The organism is Methylobacterium sp. Leaf117, from assembly GCF_001422985.1.
GTDB lineage: Bacteria > Pseudomonadota > Alphaproteobacteria > Rhizobiales > Beijerinckiaceae > Methylobacterium.
Map to the genome: position 1 here is coordinate 46901 of NZ_LMNL01000005.1, position 24053 is coordinate 70953.

Consider the following 24053-nt stretch of genomic DNA (forward strand, 5'->3'; position numbering starts at 1 on the left):
CTTTCACTCCCACAGCCGACTCAGACCTGCATCATTCTAGGAGATTCGCTCACGCAAGAAACGAATAAAATTGAAGGTTACCAGCAATACTATATACTGTGCCAGATTAGCGACACTGAAGATAATATGGTCTGTGCGATTTTGGCAGTCATCGTAGACCAGGTGACTTCGCGGCTGAAAAAACGATTTCGATGAGGGTTGCACGCGAAGGAGGCCTGCCATACCAAACCCCCGCTCGGCGGCGCGCAATCGAACGCGCTATGTCCCATGGGAAAAAGTCTGAATGCGACGAGAAGGTCGGGATTTGCCGATCAACACCGGTTGCTTCGATGGGATTGTTCGGAGAGACAACGGATGACGGCGTCAGTCAAGCCTAAAAGATCCTCCAATATTTGCGAAGGACGTCTCTTCGACTTTGGTTCCGATTGGGTCTTATGTAGCTTCCGCCTTCCAACCTCGATGCCGATACCGCTTGCGGTGGTTGCGCCTTCTAATATCGCGCTTGAGACCTGGGCATTCACCGGCATGACGTCGAGGGCAAATCGGCCGATTTGTTTGATGTTGTTGCGGATGGAGGACGCTGAAGCGAGAGCATCGTTGGCTCGTGAGATGCGGCTCGTCGTTGCCACGCATTTTCACCTAATCACCGTTGCGACTACACCGCCCGAGCCAGCGGACGGCATAGACCTGAATGATCAAAAAGTAATGGCCGAGGCCGTTCTGTCAGCTGTGACGCCTCGGAATGCTAGGGCGCTGGCCGATCCAATCGCTCTGTTAGCTCCAACTCTCCGTGCTGTGCCCCTGCCGAAAAGTGCACCCGAAATTATGCTAGGTTCTGAACCAACCGAAGCCTGCACTGTGTCGGGCACGGATGTACCTAACTACATTCTCTTTGATGCCGACGCCGGCCTGCGCCTTACACGCGTTGCGACTGCGCGGCTAACTTTCTCACCGATCCCGCGAATGGATCTCGATCTCGAACCACTCTGGGGGGCAAAAATTGAGCTGCCGCAGCGCACGTTCCTTGTTGGGCACGGGCGCTTCACAACGGCGCGCCTTCGTACGGGCACAGCATGAGCATCGAACATACCCTTGGTTCTCCGACATCGACAGTCCTCGTCGTTGCCCCAATGCCTGCCGCGCCGGCCAGTGCAGGTAATCGTAAACGTCTCTCGCTGATTTGTTCCGCACTGCAACGAGCGGGCTTTGCTGTTGATTTTGCCTATTTCGCTCATGAAGATCAGGTTTATCGTCGTTTCGGTCAGCACCCACCGACCGATCTCGCAAAGATGTCGACGACTTTTCAACGCACCTTCCTGATTGAGACTCAAGATATAATTCCGTTAAAAACACGCTCACCTGCGTTTGGGATCGACGAATGGGGTTCAACGGCGCTTGATAGGTTCGTGTCTTGGTACGCGGAGGAATACTCCGATACCGTAGCAATCCTCGTCAACTACGTATTCTTGTCGCGCTGCCTTGATCACGCGCCAAACATGCTCAAGATCATCGATACGCACGACCGTTTTGCTGACCGACAGTTGCAGTACCGTCCATTCCGCGCCGAACCAAACTTCTACTACACCGACAGCGCCAGCGAGGCAGCGGCGCTCGATAGAGCCGATGTTGTGCTGGCGATCCAGTCGGAGGAGGCAGCTCATTTCGCTGCACTAACCGACCGCCAGGTGTTGCTGCTGCCGCCAATGTTTCCTGTCCGCTCACAGTTCTCGGCGCCGTACGGGATCCGAAAAATCGGTTTTGTCGGACACGGAAATGACCCTAACTTATTTTCAATCGGCAAGTTCGCTCACGAATGGGCAGCTGGCTGGACGCCGGACAGACCCGAACTGAGGATTGCGGGCGAGATCTGCAACGCGCTAGGTAGCCTCAACCTGCCAGGGGTGAGTCTGCTCGGCTACGTCGACGATCTCGCGGCTTTCTATGCAGATACCGACCTGATCGTCGCCCCAATGCTAATGGGTAGCGGCCTGAAAATGAAGGTCGCCGAGGCGTTATCGTATGGCGTACCGGTGGTTGGAACTGAGATCGGGTTCGAAGGGTTTGACGCCGAAGCGCCCGCCCATAAATGCGCAGGAGTAGCTGCAGTTAAAGCGACGATCCTGAAGCTGCAATCGAACCCCGTGGCACTCAAGGCCTTAACGGAGGCTTGTGCCGAGCTTCTAGAGCGCTTTAACGCGATGTCGCAGCAAGCCGAAGCTGAGCTCGCTAGCGTGATCAAAGCCTCAATACGTGGGCGCTCCGCTTCCGTTGTGCCCGCGGCAGCGTTCGCGCTTTCGGCTGCGTCCGTCGAATCGGTAGGGCAGTCATGGCCAATCTGCGTGCGCTCGGCGAACTCCTTACTCTCAGACGATCCGGCTCATGGGCAGTTGCTGGCGACCGAGCGCTTCGGGGAGGACGCCGCGCTGGCGACCCAGTACTCGCCGGAGCGCCGACGCTGGTTTGCCGGATCTACGCCGCCGCTGGAGAAGCAATCGTCGATCGGTCCGGTCAGCGTGGCATTGTCACCTGAATGGGTTCGCGGGAAGCGTCTGACAAGAGAGATTCGTGAGAGTGCTGCCTATGCGTTTCGGGATATCTTAGCTGACTGGACCACTCAGTGCCGATGCGTCGGCGTAAGCTCCAAAGGTTTCGTCCTTGCAGTCCCGATGCCAAGCCACCTGCTCACCGGTACCCCCGCAATTGCTGCCTTCCTAATCGCGGCCGATGGCGCGCACGCGCACGAACTAGCAATCGACGGGATAGCTCCGCTCTCGTTGTCGCCTGGTTACGCCTTCAAAGCATCGCGCCTGGACCTTACTCCAGTGCCTGCAATTGTTAAGATATCCTGCATGGGACCAGCTTCTGTCGTCGCAAATGGCACGGTCTTGTTCCTTACCGATGACCTTATCGGCCGTATCACAATCGTGCCTCCGCCTATCCGTGAAAATATTCGGCCATGAACGCCATGCAAAAAAATGATATAAAGCAGCATAGTGCTATAAAAAATGGTGCCATCAAAGGTGACGTGTCATCGAGCGAGGTGACCATGAAGGGCGCGGTCCGCAGCGACGCCCTTCCGGTGGAGCCCTTCGACGCTGTTGATGCTAGTATTGGACGCCGAGTAGTAATCGCCGAGGCGCAGTTAATTTATGACGCCATATTTCTCAACGAAATGCGGATCGACTTTCTGATAGAGGACACGCCCCTAGTATCAATTGTCATTGTTTCTCTAAATGCGCGATATATTTTGGCTCTTACTCTATGGCGCTTGGCGGCTCAGCAGCGTCTCGCTGGCGTATCGTTCGAAGTCATCATTGTTGACAATGCGTCGGCTGCTGAGACGCATGCATTGCTCGACTACATCGATGGCTCGACGATCATCCGTCAATCGACCAACGTCGGGTTTGGACCGGCCTGCAACGAAGGCGCAGCACAAGCACGTGGCCGTTTTATACTTTTCCTCAACCCAGACGTTGATCTAATGCCAGGCGCGATGCGAGCGATGGCACAAACCTTCACTGACCAAGACCATGTCGGAATTGTTGGCGCACGTCTCGTGTTTCCTGGCGGCATCCTCCAAGAGGCTGGCGCGAACTTCCAAGCGGATGCACAGGTCACTCACCCTTATCTAAGAGGTGTACCCGACCCATTCACCCCGGAGGCGAGTTTCACCCGTGAGGTAGGCTACGTCTCTGGCGCCGTGCTAATGATCGAGGGAGCATTGTTCAAGGCGCTCGGTGGCTTCGACAATGCATACGCACCAGCCTATTTCGAGGATACAGATCTGTGCGTACGCTGTCATCAGGCCGGGCGCCGAGTTATCTACCAAGCTCGTGCCACTGCGATACATTTTGAAAATGCCACAAGCGTCAAGCGCGCCGATGTGGAGGTTCTACTCGATCGTAATCGAGCGCTGTTCCTCGACCGACATCGCAACTGGCTGTTCGAACAGGGACCGCGGCCCATCGGCTTTGCTATCCGCGATCATGAACCGTGGGGATTACGTGTTCTGTTTGTCGACGATACCGTACCACATCTCGACATGGGCGCAGGCTATCCGCGCGCCAATCACATCGTCAATACCATGGCACAACTCGGCTACCGAGTTACGCTATACCCTGTCTATCGAGCGGACGCCGAGCAGGCCCAGCGTTACCGCGATATTGATCAAAGAGTTGAGATCTTAGCTTCAGAGGAGCGTGAAGGGATCGCCAAGATAATTGGCGAGCGGTCCGATTATTTTGACGTTCTGTGGGTCAGTCGGCCCCATAATATTGGACTTGTCATTCAGATTTTTCGTGATTCCGGACTGAGCTTGCGTGATTTTGTCAAATCTCGTATCATTTTCGACTCTGAAGCTCTTTTTGCCTCTCGTGCCTTTGTTACCGACATGGTATTGGGAGGTTCCGGCATTGCTGCTGATCTTGCCCGGCACGCAATCTCAGAAATACAACATTATGCAGTTGCAGATCAGGTCGTCTGCGTCTCAGATGCCGAAGCGCGCCTGCTTGCTAGCTACTCCCACGTCAACGCGACGGTCCTCGGTCACGCTATGGCATTGCCTGAGGTTGCGGCCCCGCCTTTCTCCGAGCGAAGCGGCTTTCTGTTTATAGGTGCGCTCTCGCAGGACGGCCAGCCGAACGTAGATTCGCTGGACTGGTTCTTCGATGCTGTATGGCCCCGCCTGCGACTGTTAATGCCCGATGCGACACTTCATATCGTTGGTACTATCGGTCCGGCTATCCGCGCCCGCTACACACGGCCTGGCGTTTGGGTGATGGGCCGTGTGACTGAGGCTGAACCATTCTTCGATGCTGCTCGTGTTTGCATAGCCCCGACACGTTTTGCCGCCGGCATCCCGCACAAAGTTCACGAAGCAGTGCGGCAGGGAATACCATCTTTTGTTACACCAATCCTTGCGGAGCAGATCGGCTGGGAGGAAGGCGTTGGATACGTGAGCTGCGACTGGCTTGATCCGGACGCTTTCGCGGAAGGGCTTGTCCGCCTTCATGAGACTGCCAGCCTCTGGAATAGTGTCCAGGCCGCTGGGTTGATGCGCATTAGTTCTGAATGCGCGCCGGAGGCCTATCGGGAACGCCTTCGCCGGATTTGTGAAGCTTCGACCTTCTCATGAGAAGCCTGCGCAGGGTCGATGCCAAAATGACCGATACTTCCGCTTCTCGCTTCAGCCGTTGGCTCACCGGCACGCTGCGCCGTATTTTATTCGGTCGAGTTCCAAAACTATTCGACACTACCTATTACACACGTAATTCTTCGTATTGGACAGTTTCGGCTCTTGACCCTTACCTGCACTACGTCCTGATCGGCGGTCGCCGAGGGGACGATCCAAATAGCGATTTCGATACGACTTTTTATCGGACGCAGGTGAAGCCCGGCCATAACCCTTTAAAGCACTATATAAACGTCGGCGCAGCCGAGGGTTTCGACCCACATCCGCACTTCAGTACGTTTGGATATCTCGGGCGTTATCCAGATGTCGGCGAAAGCAAAGTCAATCCTTTATTGCATTTCCGTGAAAATGGTCGACCGGAAGGCCGCATCGCTGATCCCTCGACGCGTTTACCTCGGTCGATTATTGCCTTAGTTGGTATTCCTTCATCCGATCACTGGGTACTTCCGAAGCACGGAAAAAACACTATAGATATCGCCCTACTTCGGGAAGCTCCTGAAAAAGCTGCCATTGAGGTAATTGAGCAGTTACGTCTCTCCATCGGCCTAGATTTTGATGTAGTAGATCGGGTTGTTGATGTGCTGACCCAGTTCCCAAGAGGCGTCCAGGACGTAATGCATCTTGCTTTACCAGCAAGCGGCGTACGCGGTGGCGGGGTAGCAAGCTTAATCCTGGCTCTCGAACACTGCTACGTTCAAGCCATCGCAGTAGATGGAACGCGTACTATCCAATACGCACAAGGTATAATCTGGGATATTAGGCCGTCCCTGCCGCGCGTAATCACAATCTTGCCAGACGGCATTATCCGTATTTGATTAGCCTAAGGATGCTGCTGGCTTAGAAAGTAAACTGTATTGAGAATGTAGCGCAGAAGCTCTGCGATCTGTCGGAGCTTCGTAGGCTAATGTCTGAGAATATCACGCGATTACGGTTGTGCCCACTCGAGATAGGCCGACGCTACTGGACGGTTCTACACTCTGCTTCTGCAAGGGCGTAAGCGTATCCTCGACCGTTTGGGCGTGGGTAGCCCATGCGTCGCTGCACGCGGCGCGATGATTGGTGAGCGTAACTCTTCCGATTCCATCAAATGTGCAGTATAAGAATATTATTTCTGCATAATTTGATAAACTATCATTCATCATTACAAAATTTGAAGTGTGCAGTCGCTAATGCGGTGCTGCTACAATTGTGATGTTTGAAGGTGGGTGTCCGAGACGCTTATTCTTGAGCCGCGACGGCGCGGGGATCGTTCGCTAGACGGATCGGCTCGCCGTGTGGGGTTGCGGCGGCGGCCCGCGCGAAGGCGGCCCGGCGCTCCGAGAGGCGTTCGGGTTCGGCGATCCCGCGCGCCGCGAGCAGGCCCTCGAGTGTAGCGAGCCAGGCGGCATAATCCGCCCCCTGCCCGGTCCGCTGCGTCTCTGCCCCCAAGGCTTCGGCCCATTCCTTCCAGTCGAACAGCCCGCCATCGTGAAGCGCCACCACGAGGGCGAAGGCCTGAGCCTCCCAGGGCTCGGCGAAGACCGGGGCGACCGCGTCGTCCAGGGGTATCCGGTCGGCATCCTTCATGCGGTCAGCTCCGGAGCGACGGGTTCCAGGTAGCTCTCGAACGCGTTCACCGAGACGGCATGGCCGGCTTCGGCTTGTTCTCCCCACAGTTCGCGGCCGGAGAACCGGACGGTGTAGAGCCATTGCGGCGCCTCGCCAGCGAGCCGCGCGTTCGTGTCGGGAAAGACGAAGCCGCCATGCACCGTTTCGACGGTCCCGAGTCGGCCCCGCACGTAGCGCGGCAGGCGCGTATGTCCGACCGGATGGAAGTTCCGGGCGCGGACGCGGTCGCCCATCGAGAAGCGCGCGGGCTCGGGAACCGGCCGGTCGCTCGGGAAGCCGCGCCCGAAGAGCGGCGCCACCTCGGGTCCCCGAAGCACGCGCTCGACCGGGGCGGCCGGCGTCGTGATCGTGCCGGTGGACAGTTCCTTCGCCGTGGCGAGGCCGTGGGCCTGGACCTGGCGCTCCAGGGCCTTGAGCCAGATCGCGTAATAGCTGGAGGTGAGATATTCGCCCGGCGGCAGCGCCTCGCGGGCGGACCGGCTCGCATCGAGGGTCCAGGCGCGGCAGAAGCCCATGGCCATCGCGAGGCCGAAGACCCGCTTCTCCCAGGGGGCATGGAAGCGCGGCTCGTCCGCTTCCGGCGCCACGGGACCGAACCCGTGCAGGCCGCCGAGATCCTGGCCCCCGTTCATGCGCCCACCTCCGGCAGACCGGTGCCGATCATCGCATCCCGGGTGACGAGGGCCGCGAGCGCCGCCTCGTCGAGGGCTTCCGTCCCGGCAGGGCGCATCGGCAGCACCATGTAGCGAAGCTCGGCGGTGGAATCCCAGACCCGGATGCGCTGGCCGGCGGGCAGGGTCAGGCCGAACTCGGCGAGCACCGCACGAGGCTCGATCACGGCCCGCGCGCGGTAGGGCGGCGACTTGTACCAGACCGGCGGCAGGCCGAGCACCGGCCAGGGATAGCAGGAGCACAGGGTGCAGACGACGAGGTTGTGCGTCTCGGGCGTGTTGGCAACCACCACCATGTGCTCGCCGCCGCGCCCGCCGACACCGAGTTCGCGCATCGCCGGGGTGGCATCCGCGAGCAGGCGCGCCCGGAAGTCGGGATCGACCCAGGCCCGCGCCACCACGCGGGCGCCGTTATGCGGGCCGACCTGGGTCTCGTAGGTCTCGATCAGCGCGTCGAGGGCGGCCGGGTCGACGTAGCCCTTTTCCACGAGGACGGATTCGAGAGCGCGCACCCGCAGTTCCATCGGCGAAAGCGCGCTTCCGTGATGGGCCGCATGCGGGTGGTCTCCCTGAGAGTGGTCCGAATGCGGGTGGGCATCGTGATCGTGGGTTTGCGCCATGCCAAATCTCCGGGCTGCACCTTACGGGCAGAATCCGCGACCGTCATGATCCGCGCCCGTCATGATCCACGCCCGTCATGCGCACTCCACGATCGGCGCCTCCCGGGTTCGCGCGCTGTCCCGCCCGTGGCGAGCCCGGCAACGATCGCCGAGGCGCTCAGGCCGAGAGCCGCTCCTCCGACAGGCCGAGCGAACCGGCCAGGAAGGCGCGCGCGCGGCTGACCCGGCTCTTCATGGTTCCGGTCTGCGTGCCCACGAGGGTGGCCGCCGCCTCGTAGGTCAGGCCCTGGCCTGCCACGAGCAGCAGGGCCTCGCGCTGCACGGGCGGCAGCTTGGTGAGGACGGACCAGACCTTCTGCAACTCGATGCCGTGCTCCTGGGAGGGCAGCGCGATCATCTGGGCGGCCGCGGCCCCATCGGCATCCTCGACCTCGCGCCGGGCCTTGCGGCATTCGGTGTAGAACTGGTTGCGCAGGATGGTGAACAGCCACGCCGTGAAATTGGTGCCGGGCTGAAAGCGGTGCTGGTGCGTCCACGCCTTCAGCACCGTCTCCTGCACGAGATCGTCGGCCCTGGATGGCTGCACCGCCAGCGACTTGGCGAAGGCGCGCAGGCCCGGAAGCGCGGCGATCAGGTCGTCGCGGAAGGTGGAGGTCGCGGCCGGACTCTGCCGAGACAGAGTCGCCTGGAGCTGGTCGATGAGGTCGAGGAGGCGCTGGGGCGGCGCGTCGTCCAGGCTGGCAGCGTAGAAGGTCTGCAACTCGCGGCTCAGGTGGTCGCGCAAGGCCGGGGGCAGGCCGGGCCGGGTGTCGGACACGGCATCCATCCGGCACGCTACGACCTTCCGACCCGAGGGCCTCTCACCACCTGGCACCATGGCCTTCTCCTCTGCCGCCCGCGACACCCTCCCGGGGTGTACAGTGAATACAATATGGCACTCTCAGGCAATTCTCAAGATCGGACTTGGTCCGGAATCGACCAGGAGGAACCGCCTGCGCCCTGGGTCGGTCCCGCTGCCCCTGTGCCGATGCGCCCCTTTCCACCTCAGGGCGCGTGGCTTATGGCTCGCGCATGCCACGCGGTGTGTCCTACCGGATCGAGGACAGGTTGGACGGCCTGTTCGATGTCGTCGTCACGCTCGACTCGGGCAAGGTCTTCCGGCGTGCCGGCAGGGCCTCACGCGCCGAGATCGATCAATGGATCGAAGATCTCCGGGCGCTGATGGCGGCAATCGGTGCCCCGGTCTCACCGGCCGACACCGCATCGATCGAGACCCCCGGGGTGGTTTCGAACGCCGTCCACCCGGCGAACGATAGAGACAGCTGAGGGGCTGGCTCAAGCGAGGCCCTGTCTTAAGCGCCGAACTGGCGCGAGGTCCGGTGCGCCCCGGAGGGCCGCAGGCCGGGATGCCTCAGGCGTCCGCTGGCCCGGCCGTCTCGTCGCTCTGGAACAGGATCCCGTAGGTAATCGGATCATAGAACCGCATCAGGTTCTGGACGAGGTCCTTGGGATCGACGTCGAGCGCTTCGGCCCAGGCGCGGTAGCGATCGGGCGGAATCCGTCCACGCCCCGTCTCGAGCTGGGAGATGAAGGTGTAGTACTCGGCGCCGACGAGGTTCGCGAGCTGCCGCTGCGACAGGCCGCGCGCCTCGCGCAGCTCCTTGAGATAGCGCCCACCCTCCCGGCGCAGTTCCAGCACGCCCTCGGAATCCAGGCGTTGGTGATGAGCGTACACGAGAGGCGGCCTTCCCGGATGCGACGGCTGAGCGACGCTCAGCTTGTACAGTGAAGTTCATATAGGTGAACACCGGCCGCGAAGTCCAGACGTTAACGCTGTTGGACGAAAACCGCCGCCGCCCGTACGCCGGGCGGGTTCGTGGACGCGCAACGGGTTCCTGGGCAAAATACCGGTTTCCAGGCAAGATGCTTGGAAAGATTCCAGTCTGCGCTATGGTCCGCTCAAGCGTTCGCACTCGGACCTGGCGTAGAGATGGAGTCGATGCACCGGATGCAGTCCCAGGGTGCGCTGACGAAGGACCCGGCTTTGCTGAGCGGGATACGTCGGCCGAGTGTGGAGCGTCCTGTGCAGAACTCGGGCTCGGAAGTGTTCACCGTCGCTGTCGTTGCGGAACGTCTTCGCCAAATTTCTCGGCGGCCCGCTCCCGTCGTCGCTTCCCGCCCGGTGAGCGCGCGCGATGAGCGATGACGCGGTGCGATCGATTCTGGGCAACGGCCTCCGGGCGATGCGGCCGGTGCTGGCGACGGCCGTGCTGTTCGGCTTCTTCATCAACCTGCTGCTCTTCGTCAGCCCGCTCTACATGCTTCAGATCTACGACCGCGTGCTGCCCAGCCGCAACGAGACGACGCTCGCCGGCATCACGCTGATCGCCGCCTTCGGCCTGGCCGTCTACGCGGCGTTGGAGATGCTGCGGTCGCGCCTGCTCGTGCGGGGCGGCATGATCTTCGATCAGCAGATCGCGAACCAGATCTTCGATGCGGCCCATCGCGGGACCTTGCTGAGGCCGGGCGCCCAGCACGAGACCGCCTTGCGGGACGTCGACATCTTGCGCGAATTCCTGACCGGGAGCGGCATCCTGGCCTTCTGCGACCTGCCCTGGACGCCGATCTTCCTCGTCGCCTGCTTCGCCCTGCATCCCTGGTTCGGCTGGATGGCCTTCGTCGGCGGCGGCACCATCCTGGCGCTGACGCTGCTCAACGAGGTCGCCACGCGACGCCCCCTCCAATCCGCCAACCAGGTGTCCCGCGTCGCCGGTCAGCAGGCCGGGGCGACCTTCCGGAACGGGGAGGTGCTTCAGGCGATGGGCATGCTCGCCGCCATGCGCACCCTCTGGCGCTCCCGCCACGACGAGGTGCTGAGGCTCCAGGCGCGGGCGAGCGACCGGGCCGGCATCATCATCGCGGCGACGAAGTTCATCCGCCTGCTTCTGCAGATGCTGGTCCTCGGCGCCGGCGCCTACCTCGCCATTCACCGGGAGATCACGGCGGGATCGATGATCGCCGCCTCAATCATCATCGGCCGCGCCCTCACGCCGATCGAGGGGGTGGTCGGCAACTGGAAGAGCTTCACGGGCGCCCGGGCCAGCTACCGCCGCCTCGCCGCCCTGCTCGCCGTGGCCGGCCCCGAGCCGCGCCGCCTCGCCCTGCCGCGCCCGCGCGGATTCATCGAGGCCACCGCCCTGTCCGTGGCGGCACCGGGCGCCTCCCGGCCGATCCTGAGCGAGGTGGCCTTCACCTTCGAGGCCGGCAGCGTCGTCGGCATCATCGGCCCCAGCGCGGCGGGCAAATCCACCCTCGTCAGGGCGATCACGGGCCTCTGGCCTCTCCTCGCCGGCAGCGTGCGCATCGACGGCTCGGACCTGCGCCATTGGGACCAGCAGGAACTCGGCCGCCACGTCGGATACCTGCCGCAGGACGTGGAGTTGTTCGAGGGAACGGTGGCGCAGAACATCGCGCGCTTCGATGCCGGCGACGATGCGGCGATCCTGGCGGTGGCTCAGCGCGCCGGTTGCCATGAGCTGATCCAGGCGCTTCCCGACGGGTACAACACGGTGATCGGACAGGGGGGACACGGATTGTCGGGCGGCCAGCGCCAGCGCATCGCCCTGGCCCGCGCGATGTACGGCGACCCGAGCCTGATCGTTCTCGACGAGCCCAATGCGAGCCTCGACCAGTCGGGCGAGGTCGCGCTGATGCGGGCCGTGGCGGACCTGAAGGCGGCCGGGACCACCATCGTGATCGTGACCCACAAGCTCAGCCTTCTGACGAACGCCGATCGGGTGCTGGTGCTGAATGGCGGCACCGTGCAGACCTTCGGACCGGCCGAACAGGTCCTCGGGCAGATCGCCGGTCCGCGCGCGGTGCCCACCCGGGTGCCGGCATCCGGCAGTGCCGCGCTGCCCGAACCGTGTCGCGCCCTCGACGCGCAGCGGAATGCGGGGTGAGCGATGGCCGAGGCCCGGATGACGACCCCGCTCGCAGACCCCGTGCTCGTGTCCCCGGCCCGCTCCCGCAATCCGGCCGGGATGACCGACTGGCGCTGGTACGCGGCGGCCGGTTACGCCCTCATCCTCCTGACCTTCGGCGTCGTCGGGACCTGGGCGGCCTTCGTGCGGCTCGACCGTGCCGTCATCAGCCCCGGGGTGATCGTCGCCGAGGGCAGCCGTAAGAGCGTCCAGCATTTCGAGGGCGGGATCGTCCAGGCGGTTCTGGCGAAGGACGGGCAGGCGGTCCGGGCCGGCGATGTCCTCCTGCGCGTCGACCCGCTGCAATCCCGTGCCAGCGCGGACCTGTTCCGCAGCCAGCTCGATGCCGCCCTGATCCTGGAGGCCCGGCTTCGGGCCGAGCAGGACCAGGCCGCCGAGCCGGCGCTGCCGCCCGAGATCCTGGAGCGGCGGACAGACGGTCCCATCGCCCACATGATCGCCGACCAGGCCAGCCAGCTCGCGGAGCGGCAGGCCTCGTTCCAGCTCCAGCTCTCGCTCACCGAGGCCAAGGTCACGCAGCTGAACACGGAGATTTCAGGCCTCGCCGTCGAGAAATCCGCTGTCGAGCAGCAGGTCGCCCTGATCCGGCAGGAATTGGAAGGCCTGCGCAGCCTGCGCGAGAAGGACCTGATCCCGCTCTCGCGCGTCCTGATGATGGAGCGTGAGCGGACGCGTCTCGAAGGCGTGATCGGGCGCTCGGTCGCGGAGACGGCGAAAGCCCGGAACGGCATCAACGAGGCCGGGATGCAGGCCGCGCAGCTTCGGCAGAAGCGCCAGGAGAACCTGACCGCCCAGCTGCTCGAGACGCGCCAGAAGATCGTCGAGCTGCGCGAGAAGCTGGTCGTGGCGCAGGATGTCCTGCGCCGGCACGAGGTTCGCGCGCCCTCCCCCGGTGTGATCCAGGACCTGAAGGTCTATACGATCGGGCAGGTGATCCGTTCGGGCGAGCCCCTGATGGAGATCGTGCCCACGAGCGACCGACTGGTGGTCAGCGTCCAGTTCGCGCCGAACGACCTCGAATCCGTCCATGCGGGGATGCGGGCGGAGATCAAGTTCCCGGCTTTCCAGAGCCGCCGGATGCCGGCGATCTTCGGAAGCCTGACCACCGTCTCCCGCGACCGTCTGATCGACGACCGGACGAAGCAGGCCTATTTCGCCGGCACCATCGAGATCGACGACCGGGCGCTGCCGGACGACGTGCGCCCGCGCCTGATCGCGGGCCTTCCCGCCGAGATCGTCGTCTCGGCGGGCGAGCGCACCGCGCTCGACTACCTTCTCGCGCCCTTCTTCGACGCAGTGGGACGCGCCTTCCATGAACGATAGGATCGGGTTGATGGTGACGTGCGCGCAGGTGAGGTCCCGATGAGTGCGATCATCTCGTTGTTCCCGCCGGCTTCGACGCGCCGGGGCGGCTGGTCGCAGCAGGAACTCGCGGAATTCTACCGGGTCGAGGCGGCGCTCCTGCGGGCCGGCCTGTCCATCGCCAGCGAGCAGGGCCTAAGCGACGAGGGCGATCCCTGGTTCGTCTTCTGCCGCCCGGACGGCGACGAGATCATGCATTTCGCCCGGATCGACGGCAGCTACCTGATTGCCTCGGAGGCCCTCGACGGTCTCGCGCGCGGGCGGGATTTCCGCGCCCTCATCAATCACGTCGCCCAGCGTCATCCCGAGCTTCTGCCGATCCCGAGGGCCGGCGATGGCACCCGCCTCGCCGTCCATCCGGCCGCCCTGCTCGCCGCGCTGGTCGCGGCCGCGGCCTTGAGCCTGTCGCCGGACGACGCCTTCGCGAGCGAGGGGCCAGCCCGCCTCCCGGGCCTCGCACCGGCCGGGAGCGCGGGACCCGACGCGCATCTCGGCTCGCCGGACGTGACGCGAACCGGGACTTCCGAGGAGCGGGACGGCCATCGCAAGCACGCCGACGCCATCCTGCTCTCGGCCATGATCTTGGCCGCCAACGCGTTCACTCCGGATTCCGCCGAGGCCCGCACCGGCCCGGATCTCCTCTCCGGAGCGTCGGCGGACGGCGATCCCGGGTTCGGAAGCCGTGGCGAGTCGCTTCAGGGTCCCGTGGCCGACGAAGCCGGACGGGCCGCGACCTCGGGCGGACCGCTTCCCGCGCGCGCGGGCGGACCCTCGGGCAGCGGCTCCCCTGTGGCGGCCGTCGAGGCCGGCGGCGCCCCCGGGCGCCACCAGGATCTGCCGGAGCTGGCGAAAGCCCCGGGCCCCCAGTTCGGCCGGGACCTTGGCCAGGATCTGGGCCGCGAGGCGGATGGCCTGGCCCGACGACAGGCCGCGCCGGCCGGCGACGCGTCGCGGACGTCGCTACAGGCCGAGACCAAGGCGTCTTCCGGTGCGACCGAGGCGGATGCGGCGCACCGCACCGCGACGTCGGGCGCGCCGGGACCGGCCTCGGAGGGGGCCGCCGGCGCCCCGGCGGCGGCGGCCGGAGCGGAACCGGGAACCGGGCCGGTTTTCTCGTTGGAGGCGGCGACGCACGAGGGCTACGCTCCGGCCAAAGCCGCGTCGGCGCCTAAGGCCGCGACGGGCAGAGGCCCGGATCGCTCCGAGACCGCTTCTTCCCAGTCCGTATCTTCGCAGACCGTGGCCGCGCAGACCGAACGGGGCGAGTCGGGCCGGTCCGATGGGTCATCGGAGAAGCGAGGCGCCGGCTCGGACAGCCGTGGCGAAGGCTCGGACAGTCGTGGCGCCGGCTCGGACAGCCGTGGCGAAGACTCGGACAGCCGTGGCGCGGCCTCGGAGCATCGCGGCGAAGCCTCGGACAAGCGGGGCGCCGCGTCCGAGACGGACAACGCGACCGACCCGGCCGCCGCGGGGCGGGGACAGAAAAACGCGGACACGGGTCGGTCCGCCCCGACCGCCGACAGCCCTCATTCGCCGGACCGCGATAACGGCTCGTCCGGGTCGTCGCAGCAGGCGGGTTCCAAGGCACCCTCCTCGTCCTCATCCTCATCCTCCGGCGACCGAGATACGCCCGACGCCGCATTGTCGAAGACCGCCGAAGCGGGTTCGAGCGCCGAGCGGAACGCCGCCTCCGACAAGCACATTGCCCAGGACCCAAGCCACACGCAGGCCGCCTCGGCAGCCGAGTCGGAGACCGGATCGCACGCCCAACCCGACACGGGTGATCGGACATCCGCCGAGGCGGGCCAAGGCCAAAGCGAAGGCCAAGCCGGGTCCGCCCGCAGTGCGGGCGGCGGAGCGTCCGAGCGTGGCGCTTCCGGCAATGGCCGGGCCGAGGCTGGCCGGGCCCAGGCTGGCAGTGCCGGCGATGGCGACCCGGACGGCGTGACGCTGCGCGGGTCGGAGGCGCACGCCAGCACCGAGTCCGAGGCGCCATCGCGCGGTGCACCCGGTTCGGCCGGGGCGGCCCACGCGCAGGCCGAGACCGGAGCGGCCGCCGACGCCGCGACCGCCGATTCTGCCAAGGGCGAGCGAGCGGATGCACACCCCTCTGGCAGCCACGCCGCACCGATGGCTGCCGAAGCGTCGTCGCACGCCAAGGTCAAATCGGCTGGGTCGGACTCGTCATCGGCCGGTTCCGCGACCGGCGACCCGGAGGAGCGGCATACCGGGACGATGGCGGACGGCTCGGCATCATCGCACGCCCCGGCGGGGTCTTCGCACGCATCCGCAGCATCTTTGCAATCATCGGCGGGGTCTTCTCACGCTTCGGCAGGCGCTTCGCACGCATCGGCGGAATCGTCGCGTGCCTCGGATGGCGACCACCCGGCCCCCGCCGGTCCGTCCGGCCATTCGGAGGCTGCAGCGAGAGGCGCCGAGGCTCCGAAGGCCGATCCGGCGTTCGCCACGGCGTCACCCGCCGCCGGGCACGGCGCCGACGAGGGGGCGTCTTCGACCCAAGGCGACCTTGCTGGGCACGGCCACAGCCACGCGGCCACACCGAGGACGATGCCGTCGGAGGCCGCGTCCGCGCATTTCGCTCCGGAGGCAGGACCCGCCCCGGAGGCAGAACTCGCTTCGGAGACGGGACCCACACCGCCGGCTCCGGCGGGTCAGGCGCCGGGCGCCAGCGCCAAGGCACCCGGTCACCTCGACGATTCGGGCTCGGGCGCCGGCGCGGCGCAGGATGCCACCCTCACGGGAACCGGCGACACGGCCGCCGACCGGGGCGCTCCGCCCCCCGTGGCGAGATCTTCGGCGATCGACGGACACGGCCAGGGCGCATCGGGGGCGGCTCCGGACGTGCCGGCCGCCGCGGACCCCGCGCCCGAACCTGCAGGCCCCAGGTCATCGGCACAAGAAGACACCGGCAAGGCACCGGGGCACGACACCGGCAGGGCGCCCCCACAAGACGCCGGCGATACGGCGACCCAAGACACCGGCAAGGTGCTGGCGCAAGACACTGGCAAGGTGCCGGCGCAAGAGACCGGCAAGGCACCGGGGCACGACACCGGCAACACGGCGGCCCACAGCCCCGGCGACGCGGCGGCCCAGGATCAGGCGTCTCACCTCAAGGACGCGAATCCCCCGAAGCCGCTCGCCGCCAGCGTCGATGACGGCGGCAACCTGGTGTTTTCCGCTCCGAGCCCGGATGCGCCGTCGCCGGCCTTGGGCCACAAGCCACCGGACGATCTCGGACACGCCAAGATCGGGCTGGTGGGCATTCAGGATCACGGCGGGGCGCACCACCTGGATTTCCATACCTGACCGGAACGGTGGGACACCGTCGCCTCGGCCGCTTCCGACAGGGGGCGTGGTGCCGTGCTCCGCGCCGTGTCAGCTGCGATGCTGGTCGCGCATGAGGGTGAAGGCCCAGGCTTTCAGGTCGGTGCCGGGCGGAAAACGGTCCTGGTCCTGCCAAGCCTTCAGGAGCGTCTCCTGCACGAGGGCTTCCGCCCCACCGGTCCCTCTCGCCAGCGCATGGGCGAAGCGCCGGAGATCCGGAAGGAGTGCGAGAAGGTCGTGGCGGAAGGTGTCCGGCTGATGCCGGTCGTACGCGTCCAGGGCGGTCTTCAGCCGGGATACGCGGTCCTGGAGATCGTCCGACATCCGGACGCCGAAATCGGTCGCATAGAGCCGGCGTAAACCGGCGCCCAGACCCAGGCGCAGACCCGCACGGAGGGGCGGCCGGCGGTCCGGCTCGTCCTGGCGGCGCGCCGCGGAGGCTTCACCGGGGGATTCGGGCAAAGGATCCGATTGGGACGCCATGGCCGACCCGGTACTCCATCGTTCCCGATCCATCGTACAGTAAGTTTGTAATAGATGTTCGCTGTATGGCTATCAAGGCCCGAGGCCTTGGGCGGTCCGGGGGCATCCGAACGGCAGGAAGTCTCCGGTGCGGCGCTCGGTTCAGGCTGCGGCCCGAGCTTCGTCGACAGGTGCGCCGTCGACGGGCGATGCGGGCGCTTCCGGGTTCTCCAACGGTCGACGCGGCCGCTCACGGCATGTGCGGCCGCTCACGGCATGTGCGGCCGCTCACGGCATGTGCGCGCGCTCACCGCGTCCGTTGGAGCGGATGCCGTAGCCATCCCGGATGAGCATCAGCATCCACGACGTCAGCGTCCCGATCTTCGTCAATGCGCTTCGCAGCATGAGCGCGTGGCTCGACAAGGCGGCCTCGGAAAAGCCGGAGGCCGAGCTACTCCTCGGGCGCCTCGCGCCCGACATGCGGGCCTTGCCGGCGCAGTATCAGATGGCCTCCGACAGCGCGAAGAACGCCGTGGCGCGGCTGGCCGGGATTTCGGCGCCCGCGATGCCGGACACCGAGGCCAGTTTCGCCGAACTCAAGGCACGCTGCGCCAGGACCATCGCCTTCGTCGAGAGCATCGACCCGGCGGCGCTGGCGTCGAGCGCGGACCGCACGGTCGAGCTGACATTCCCGAACGGCACGGGATACCGCTTCACGGGGCAGGCCTATCTCACAGGGTTCGCGCTTCCGAACTTCTTCTTCCACGTCACCACCGCCTACGGAATCCTCCGCAGCGCCGGGGTGAGCCTCGGCAAGCCCGATTTTCTGCAGCATCTCGGGCCGCCCAACATCAAGGCCGCGCCGTAGGCGCGTCAGGTCCCGCCCTTCCCTCGGTCCCCGGGAGGATGGGTGCCCCTCCTCGGTTTCCAAGAGGATGGGCGCCAGCTAGAGTCGAACTGCCTCGCGGTAGTCCCGTGGTGCGAGGCCGAACCGGTTCTTGAAGGCGCGGCTGAAGGCCGAAGCATCGCGGTAGCCGCAGGACAGCATGATGTTCGTGATGGTCTTCTCGAGGGCGCCTCGAAAGGACAGCCGGCGGCGAGCCCGGTTGAGCCGTGCGTCCCGGATCGCGGCGGCGAGGCCGCCATTGGTGGCGAAGGCCTTGTATAGACGGGTCCGGGAGACCTTCAGCGCCACCCGGATCCCATCGGGCGTCAGCGCCGGATCGTGGAGGCGGCGTTCGATGTAGGCGCCTGCCAGCGAGCGAAGACCGACCGTCGAGAGCGCGTCGCCGGGGGATCCGGTCTCCCGATCCATGACGCCCCTCAGGAGATGCAGCACGGCGCCGAAACCATGGGCCGTCTCGGCTTCGGACATCCGCTCCATCGAACCGGCGAACGATCGCAGGTAGCTGGCTAGCAGTTCGGACAGGGGGCCGCCGCCCCGGATCATGCTGCCGGCGACACGCCCGACGCTTCCGATGTGCGAGATCTGAACGGCATAGGCGAGGCGATGCGCCTTCCGTGAGGCGAACCAGGCGCCACCCTGCGGCAGGAATAGATCCGCGCACAACAGCCTTGTTAACCAGAATTGCAGCGGCACTCAATTGCCCGGTCCAGGCGTTCTCAGAACCTGCCGCGGATGAAATTGCTCTAATGGCCGAGCTGGTGCCGCTTTGGCTCGCGATCAAGCACCAACAGGATCGCATGAAGGTTCTGAGTATCGCTCGCAGTGTTGCGCCGACGATTGCCGCGGCAGAAGCTCACTGAAGCGGACGGGTCTTACAAGCGCCCACTCAAAAAGTTATTTTTGAAGGTGTTGGCGCAGCGTATGTATCCGACGGCTGGGTCAGGGGGCTGTGGCCCGACATCCGCACCTAATCCGCTGGATCCTTTCGGGCTCCCTTCGCGACAATCCGCATCATGGGGTCTGGCAGGGGGCGTTGAAGATCTAAGGCGATCTCGGTCGGGGCGCTGAGCCAGGTGCTCCACTCCTCAGGTGTTGTCAGTAGCACCGGCATCGCCTTCCTGTGGATCGGGCCGACCACGCCGTTGGCCTCGCAGGTGAGGAACGAGAACAGGCGGTGTGCTTCCTCGACGCGGTCGGGGTTCTCGGCCTTTGTACCGCGCACGCCCTTCTAGGGCCGCCAGATGCCCGCAAACGCGAACAGTGGTCGGTCCTCACCGAGAGCAAACCAGTTCGGCGTCTTCTTCGGTTTGGTGTCGGCGTACTCGCTGAAGGATGATACGGGCACGAGGCAGCGGTACTCCGGCTTCAGCCAGGGCCGCCAATGCGGGCTCTTCACGTTGCGCACGTTGGTGACAGGGTGCTCACCGAACTGCTTCGGGCCCGGGATGCCCCAGCGGAACATCTCCAGGACGCGTTCGCCGTTCTCGGCTGCACGCACGATGGGCGCCCGCTGGTCCGGGAATATGCCCGGCAGCGGCGGCAGGTTGCCGGCATGATCCACCAAAACCCCGAACGAAGCGCGGATCTCGGCTTGGGGCGTGACCAGGTTGTAGAGGTTGCACATGGCTGAGCTCCTCGCTGCGTCGGCTATCGCCCCCCCAGAGACGCAGGCTGACCCGGTAAGGCGATGCGGGTTCCGGTGTCCGTGAGGGTGTCCCCGGTGATTTGATACACGCCGAGCGTCCGGTCGACGTAGTTGCCGATGTAGACGTAGGTGCCCGACGGGCTGAACACGATGCCCTGGGTCACCGCTCCAGCTTCAGCCTCGGCGACGCGCCGAACGCGGCCCTCCGGCTCGATCGCCAGGAGAGCTATGGAACCGCTTGGCGTGTAGCCGGGGCTGACCTGCGGCGCGCTCGCGCCCCGGACCACCGATACGGCCGCGTGGCGCCCGTCGGGTGCGATCGCCAGAGCTTCGGGGGTGTCGCCGATCCCCACATGGTCGATGACGACGGGGCGCTTCGCATCCGCTCGGATCACGCTCACCGTATCGGCGTGGCCGTCGCTGGGCTCGGGACCCGTGTTGCCAGTGAGCGCAAGCGTGCCGTCCGGCGTTAGGTCGAGGCCGTAGACGCCGGATCCAACAGGCATGTCAAGGCTTCGGTCGTAGCTGACTTCCGTGCGGTCGATGGCAAGGACGCCGATCTTCCCAGCCTTGTTCTTGGCGAAGAAAGCCCGCTTGCCGTCCGGCGCGAAGGTGACAGCAGCGGCCTCGTCACCGACATCAACCGTGACGACTGGGCGAACGACGGTGCCGCCGATTGTCAGCGCCGTAACGCTGCGCCCCTCGCGGTTGGCGATAAGCATGAGGTCGCCCACCTTGTTGATGGCGAGGCCGGACGGCTGCAGGCCGACCTTCAGGGTCTCGATCAGGCGCGGCGGCTCGGCTGCGAGGTCGATGACGTGGAGCTGGTTATCGGCTTGCGCGTACCAAGCCGGTCCCTCCTGACGCATGAGGACTGAACTCGCCACCAGCCCAAGCTGTCCATCTGGCGTGATCCGAAGGTTCGTTGGCGGCCCATAGACCGAGTTGTCGAGGGGAAGAGTGTGAACGAGCCGTGGGTTCGCCTCGTCGCTGACATCGAGGATGCCGACCGCGTCATGGCCGTTCGGCCCGTTTCTCCCGCCTTGCGCTTCGAAGAAGGTTTTGCCGTCGAGGCCGACGAGGATGAAAGCTCTCGTGTCCGCTATGGCTGCGCTGGGAACAGCCAAAGCCAAGAGCGCAGCGGTTCGGAGCGTGTTGGCGTGGGATCGTCTCATCAGCCGAATATAGGGCAGACGCGGCCGGAACACTGGACCCTCGCTGATCCTGGCCGCATCGAGCCGTTCATGGACTAGGGCAACCGGCCGGATGAAGCGGCCGAGCGGGATAGCCTTCTCGAAGCCCCTCCCCTCCAGATCCGTCTTTGAACGCCGTACAATCGCGCGCAGGCCGAACGAGGCCCTATGTCGCCTTCGCGCCGCGTGCCCGCCAACTCGCCTGGATCTGCGCTCTAAGCTTCGCAATTCGCGTCTCGTGCGCAGCCCAGTACGCCTTCTCGAACTCAGGCGTTCCTCGCTTTAAGCCTTTCGGCAAAGGCGTTTGAGCTAAGGACAGCGAGGCGGATCGGGGCGATGAGGGTGCAGGCGCTTGTACCACTCTCATGGCCTCAGGGATCTTGAGGACCGCTTGCGCCCGCAAGCAGTAGCTCACGGACAAGGGCGACATCGTCTCCGACCCATGACCGGCCCTATACTTCATCAGAGCGCGGCAGAGGTCGCCCTTTGCGAGACGCCATGCCTCTGCCAGATACCTGACACCATAGCGAATGTTCACCTCAGGCTGCGCGAGTTCGGCTGTGCTGCCTTTGAAGCCTAGCATAGCCGCTGTCGCTGGCCGGACCTGCATCAGGCCGATCTCTCCGACGCCTCCGATGACAGAGGGGTTGTAGCCGCTTTCGATCTGGGCGACGGCATCCGCGATCTCAACGGGCAGTCCCGCTGACACCGCTTCACGGTGGATGATGGACAGGTAGGCAGCACGAGCACTCTTACCCGCCGGGTGGGGCGTGGTGCTATCCGGGAAAGAGGCCAGACCATTCTCATGAGCCAGGACCATGCTGGCTGGCTGCGCCACTGCTGCCGATGCCAAGCAAGCTAAACCCAGCGCCATAAGCGAACGAAGCATCGGCTCTCCTCACATGAGAGAGCCTCGTACCATCGCCGCGCTAACAAGAAGCTGCATTCCTTTGAACGCTTAGTCTCGTAAGGAAAACGACGTGACCCTGTTGGCGAATTCCGAGGGGTGGTGGTCTGGGTGTAGGATGGCCGTCCCGCCCGGAGGCCACTCATGTCGCTCCGCCCGCAATCCGTGCTCCCCATGATCAGGAAAGCGATGACNATGCCGGTCGAGACCTTCATGCAGCTCGGCAACCGTTCCGTGCTCAATGCCGGTCGAGACCTTCATGCAGCTCGGCAACCGTTCCGTGCTCAGCTATCTCACCAAGCCCCTGACCGACCAGATCGCCAAGGCGTGGAAAGAACGCTGATGCGTCCGAAAAACGACTGGACCCTGTTGGCGAATTCCGAGGGGTGGTGGTCTGGGTGTAGGATGGCCGTCCCGCCCGGAGGCCACTCATGTCGCTCCGCCCGCAATCCGTGCTCCCGCCGGTGCCTGAGGACACCGCCCGGATCGCTCGAACCGCGTTTCGCCGCGGCAATCCCTACCTGCTGCTGCGGGACCGCCTCGGTCCCATCTTCACCGACGCGACGTTTGCCGACCTCTATCCGGCGCGCGGGCAGCCCGCCTACGCGCCCTGGCGTCTGGCCCTCGTCACGCTGATGCAGTTYCGCGAAGGCCTGAGCGATCGCCAAGCCGCCGAGGCCGTCCGAGCTCGGATCGACTGGAAGTACCTGCTGGCGCTCGACCTCATCGATCCCGGCTTCGACCACAGCCTCCTGTGCGAGTTCCGGGGCCGGCTCCTGCAGCACGCGGCCRGCGAACGCTTGCTGGSCCGCATCCTTGACGCCGCGCGCGATCAAGGCCTGCTCAAGGCGCGGGGCCGTCAGCGCACCGACAGCACGCACGTGCTGGCGGCCGTGCGCGACCTCAATCGGGTCGAGCTCCTGGCCGAGACACTGCGTGCGGCCCTCAATGCCATCGCAACAGCCGCCCCGGCTTGGCTGCGTGCTCTCGCCCCGCCCGAGTGGCACACCCGCTACGATCATCGCGTCGAGGAAACGCGTCTGCCGGAGACCGGCGCGAAGCGGGAGGCTTACGTGCTCCAGGTCGGGGCTGATGGCCATCGCCTGCTCGACGCCCTGGACGACGCGGCTGCGCCGCCATTGGCCGCGGCCTTGCCCGCCATTGCTGTCCTTCRGCGGGTGTGGGCGCGCCACTTCGAGCGGTGGAACGGCACGGACGGCGAAGCCGACCCGGTGCGATTACGCGACGCGCGCGGGCGTGGTCCGGGYGACCGGGTCGAGTCGCCCTATGACATCGACGCCCGGTTCCGGGCCAAATCCGGAACCGACTGGACCGGGTACATGGTCCACCTGACAGAGACCTGCGATCCCGGCCTGCCGCGGCTGGTCGTCCACACTGACACCACGCCGGCCAACGTGCACGAAGCCGTTCGCACCGGCGCGATCCACGAGGCGCTGTCCGAGGCAGGCTTGGYTCCATCCGAGCATCTGGTCGATGCCGCATACGTGAGCGCCGAGCAGCTGGTGGTGGCCAACGCACGGCACGGGATCGACCTGATCGRCCCGACGCGGTCCAATCATAGTTGGCAGCGGCGCAATGCCGAGGCGATCCAGGTGACGGACTTCGCCGTCGACTGGGAACGCCGCAGCGTGCGTTGCCCGGAGGGGCATGAGAGCACGAGCTGGGGCGAGTACCGGGACACAGTGARCGGTCGCCCGTTCATCCGAGCCGGCTTCAGCCCTGGCGATTGCCGGCCCTGTCCGGCCAAACCGCGCTGCACCCGAGCGGCAAGCCGTCGGCTGACCCTGCATCCGCGTGCCGAGCACGAGGCATTGGCGGCAGCGCGCAAACAGCACGAGAGCAAGCAGGGCCGGCGCCTGTACGCGCAACGGCAGGGCATCGAGGGCACGATTTCTCAGGGYGTGCGCAGCTTCGGCCTGCGCCGCTCCCGCTACCGCGGACTGGCGAAGACGACCTTCCAGGGGGTGGCCACGGCCGCTRCCCTCAACCTGGATCGTCTGGCCGCCTGGTTCGGGCACAGACCCCTGGCCTCGGCCCACACCTCACGATTCAGCGCTCTCGCCGCATAGCCGCCGACTTCGCCAACAGTGTCCGATCGGTTTCTCGGCTGCCCTGTC

General features: G+C 65.2%; 20 protein-coding genes and 1 pseudogene. 11 read left to right on the top strand and 10 right to left on the bottom strand.

Going from position 1 to position 24053, the window contains the following annotated elements; translation table 11 throughout:
* Positions 1–354: 354 nt before the first annotated feature.
* From ASF57_RS25465 to ASF57_RS25470, 4 genes are read left to right on the top strand one after another with little or no spacing between them, the layout of a single operon-like run.
* A complete protein-coding gene (locus ASF57_RS25465; protein WP_156375986.1) occupies positions 355–1077 on the top strand; it encodes a hypothetical protein in 723 nt (240 codons plus the stop codon).
* The gene (locus tag ASF57_RS05635; RefSeq protein ID WP_056480965.1) at positions 1074–2960 is read left to right on the top strand and encodes a glycosyltransferase; all 1887 of its coding nucleotides are present in this window, start codon (positions 1074–1076) and stop codon (positions 2958–2960) included. Before ASF57_RS25465 ends, ASF57_RS05635 begins: the two co-directional genes overlap by 4 nt.
* Positions 2957–5134: a glycosyltransferase gene (locus ASF57_RS24435; RefSeq protein ID WP_244476834.1), complete on the top strand. Its 2178-nt coding sequence runs from the start codon at positions 2957–2959 to the stop codon at positions 5132–5134. The genes ASF57_RS05635 and ASF57_RS24435 overlap by 4 nt, the downstream gene beginning before the upstream one ends.
* Positions 5131–6006 carry a hypothetical protein gene (locus tag ASF57_RS25470; RefSeq protein WP_156375987.1) on the top strand — a complete coding sequence of 292 codons (876 nt, stop codon included), beginning with the start codon at positions 5131–5133 and terminating at the stop codon, positions 6004–6006. Before ASF57_RS24435 ends, ASF57_RS25470 begins: the two co-directional genes overlap by 4 nt.
* Positions 6007–6409: 403 nt before the next feature.
* Here ASF57_RS25470 and ASF57_RS05640 read toward each other — a convergent pair whose 3' ends face one another.
* The 4 genes from ASF57_RS05640 to ASF57_RS05655 form a co-directional block, all read right to left on the bottom strand.
* Positions 6410–6757: a nitrile hydratase accessory protein gene (locus tag ASF57_RS05640; RefSeq protein WP_056480967.1), complete on the bottom strand. Its 348-nt coding sequence runs from the start codon at positions 6755–6757 to the stop codon at positions 6410–6412.
* Positions 6754–7431, bottom strand: a complete 678-nt coding sequence (gene nthB / locus ASF57_RS05645) for a nitrile hydratase subunit beta (protein ID WP_056480969.1) — start codon at positions 7429–7431, stop codon at positions 6754–6756. The genes ASF57_RS05640 and nthB overlap by 4 nt, the downstream gene beginning before the upstream one ends.
* Positions 7428–8090 (bottom strand): nitrile hydratase subunit alpha, encoded by a 663-nt coding sequence (gene nthA / locus ASF57_RS05650; RefSeq protein ID WP_056184444.1) that lies wholly within the window; start codon positions 8088–8090, stop codon positions 7428–7430. Before nthA ends, nthB begins: the two co-directional genes overlap by 4 nt.
* Before the next feature lie 157 nt (positions 8091–8247).
* Positions 8248–8907 carry a sigma-70 family RNA polymerase sigma factor gene (locus ASF57_RS05655; RefSeq protein WP_338011504.1) on the bottom strand — a complete coding sequence of 220 codons (660 nt, stop codon included), beginning with the start codon at positions 8905–8907 and terminating at the stop codon, positions 8248–8250.
* A 290-nt stretch (positions 8908–9197) separates the two neighbouring features.
* Here ASF57_RS05655 and ASF57_RS05660 point away from each other — a divergent pair, with 290 nt between their 5' ends.
* Positions 9198–9416 (top strand): hypothetical protein, encoded by a 219-nt coding sequence (locus ASF57_RS05660; protein WP_200935822.1) that lies wholly within the window; start codon positions 9198–9200, stop codon positions 9414–9416.
* 85 nt (positions 9417–9501) lie between these two features.
* Here the strand turns inward: ASF57_RS05660 and ASF57_RS05665 are convergent, their stop codons facing one another.
* Positions 9502–9825, bottom strand: a complete 324-nt coding sequence (locus ASF57_RS05665; RefSeq protein WP_056480971.1) for a helix-turn-helix transcriptional regulator — start codon at positions 9823–9825, stop codon at positions 9502–9504.
* A 460-nt stretch (positions 9826–10285) separates the two neighbouring features.
* On the opposite strand from ASF57_RS05665, the gene ASF57_RS05670 reads away from it, so the two are divergent.
* From ASF57_RS05670 to ASF57_RS26195, 3 genes are read left to right on the top strand one after another with little or no spacing between them, the layout of a single operon-like run.
* The gene (locus ASF57_RS05670; RefSeq protein ID WP_056184438.1) at positions 10286–12052 is read left to right on the top strand and encodes a type I secretion system permease/ATPase; all 1767 of its coding nucleotides are present in this window, start codon (positions 10286–10288) and stop codon (positions 12050–12052) included.
* A gap of 18 nt (positions 12053–12070) precedes the next feature.
* Positions 12071–13417 carry an HlyD family type I secretion periplasmic adaptor subunit gene (locus tag ASF57_RS05675; RefSeq protein WP_056480997.1) on the top strand — a complete coding sequence of 449 codons (1347 nt, stop codon included), beginning with the start codon at positions 12071–12073 and terminating at the stop codon, positions 13415–13417.
* Positions 13418–13456: 39 nt separating this feature from the next.
* The gene (locus ASF57_RS26195; RefSeq protein ID WP_056480972.1) at positions 13457–16783 is read left to right on the top strand and encodes a hypothetical protein; all 3327 of its coding nucleotides are present in this window, start codon (positions 13457–13459) and stop codon (positions 16781–16783) included.
* Between the two features lie 69 nt (positions 16784–16852).
* Here ASF57_RS26195 and ASF57_RS26770 read toward each other — a convergent pair whose 3' ends face one another.
* Entirely contained in the window at positions 16853–17284 is a 432-nt protein-coding gene (locus ASF57_RS26770; RefSeq protein ID WP_056480975.1) for a sigma factor, read from the bottom strand.
* Between the two features lie 325 nt (positions 17285–17609).
* On the opposite strand from ASF57_RS26770, the gene ASF57_RS05690 reads away from it, so the two are divergent.
* A complete protein-coding gene (locus tag ASF57_RS05690; RefSeq protein WP_056480977.1) occupies positions 17610–18131 on the top strand; it encodes a DUF1993 domain-containing protein in 522 nt (173 codons plus the stop codon).
* Positions 18132–18209: 78 nt separating this feature from the next.
* On the opposite strand, the gene ASF57_RS05695 is transcribed toward ASF57_RS05690, so the two are convergent.
* From ASF57_RS05695 to ASF57_RS05705, 3 genes and pseudogenes are all read right to left on the bottom strand, one after another.
* Positions 18210–18833: a helix-turn-helix domain-containing protein gene (locus ASF57_RS05695; RefSeq protein ID WP_056480979.1), complete on the bottom strand. Its 624-nt coding sequence runs from the start codon at positions 18831–18833 to the stop codon at positions 18210–18212.
* A gap of 304 nt (positions 18834–19137) precedes the next feature.
* Positions 19138–19794, bottom strand: a pseudogene (locus ASF57_RS05700) (SOS response-associated peptidase).
* Positions 19795–19817: 23 nt separating this feature from the next.
* A complete protein-coding gene (locus ASF57_RS05705) occupies positions 19818–20702 on the bottom strand; it encodes a lactonase family protein (RefSeq protein WP_244476835.1) in 885 nt (294 codons plus the stop codon).
* 75 nt (positions 20703–20777) lie between these two features.
* On the opposite strand from ASF57_RS05705, the gene ASF57_RS26775 reads away from it, so the two are divergent.
* Positions 20778–21068 (top strand): hypothetical protein, encoded by a 291-nt coding sequence (locus ASF57_RS26775; protein WP_244476836.1) that lies wholly within the window; start codon positions 20778–20780, stop codon positions 21066–21068.
* Positions 21069–21174: 106 nt separating this feature from the next.
* On the opposite strand, the gene ASF57_RS05710 is transcribed toward ASF57_RS26775, so the two are convergent.
* Positions 21175–21897, bottom strand: a complete 723-nt coding sequence (locus ASF57_RS05710; protein ID WP_056480981.1) for a transglycosylase SLT domain-containing protein — start codon at positions 21895–21897, stop codon at positions 21175–21177.
* A gap of 449 nt (positions 21898–22346) precedes the next feature.
* On the opposite strand from ASF57_RS05710, the gene ASF57_RS05715 reads away from it, so the two are divergent.
* Positions 22347–24005 (top strand): IS1182 family transposase, encoded by a 1659-nt coding sequence (locus tag ASF57_RS05715; RefSeq protein WP_056480983.1) that lies wholly within the window; start codon positions 22347–22349, stop codon positions 24003–24005.
* Positions 24006–24053 lie beyond the last annotated feature (48 nt).

What these genes read in the sequence shown, in the direction of transcription:
- ASF57_RS05670 (WP_056184438.1), top strand. Translation starts at nt 10,286, where the DNA reads ATGAGCGATGACGCGGTGCGATCGATTCTGGGCAACGGCCTCCGGGCG.
- nthB (WP_056480969.1), bottom strand. Translation starts at nt 7,431, where the DNA reads ATGAACGGGGGCCAGGATCTCGGCGGCCTGCACGGGTTCGGTCCCGTG.
- ASF57_RS05710 (WP_056480981.1), bottom strand. Translation starts at nt 21,897, where the DNA reads ATGCTTCGTTCGCTTATGGCGCTGGGTTTAGCTTGCTTGGCATCGGCA.
- ASF57_RS24435 (WP_244476834.1), top strand. Translation starts at nt 2,957, where the DNA reads ATGAACGCCATGCAAAAAAATGATATAAAGCAGCATAGTGCTATAAAA.
- ASF57_RS05690 (WP_056480977.1), top strand. Translation starts at nt 17,610, where the DNA reads ATGAGCATCAGCATCCACGACGTCAGCGTCCCGATCTTCGTCAATGCG.
- ASF57_RS26770 (WP_056480975.1), bottom strand. Translation starts at nt 17,284, where the DNA reads ATGGCGTCCCAATCGGATCCTTTGCCCGAATCCCCCGGTGAAGCCTCC.
- nthA (WP_056184444.1), bottom strand. Translation starts at nt 8,090, where the DNA reads ATGGCGCAAACCCACGATCACGATGCCCACCCGCATTCGGACCACTCT.
- ASF57_RS05635 (WP_056480965.1), top strand. Translation starts at nt 1,074, where the DNA reads ATGAGCATCGAACATACCCTTGGTTCTCCGACATCGACAGTCCTCGTC.
- ASF57_RS25465 (WP_156375986.1), top strand. Translation starts at nt 355, where the DNA reads ATGACGGCGTCAGTCAAGCCTAAAAGATCCTCCAATATTTGCGAAGGA.
- ASF57_RS25470 (WP_156375987.1), top strand. Translation starts at nt 5,131, where the DNA reads ATGAGAAGCCTGCGCAGGGTCGATGCCAAAATGACCGATACTTCCGCT.
- ASF57_RS26195 (WP_056480972.1), top strand. Translation starts at nt 13,457, where the DNA reads ATGAGTGCGATCATCTCGTTGTTCCCGCCGGCTTCGACGCGCCGGGGC.
- ASF57_RS05675 (WP_056480997.1), top strand. Translation starts at nt 12,071, where the DNA reads ATGACGACCCCGCTCGCAGACCCCGTGCTCGTGTCCCCGGCCCGCTCC.
- ASF57_RS05640 (WP_056480967.1), bottom strand. Translation starts at nt 6,757, where the DNA reads ATGAAGGATGCCGACCGGATACCCCTGGACGACGCGGTCGCCCCGGTC.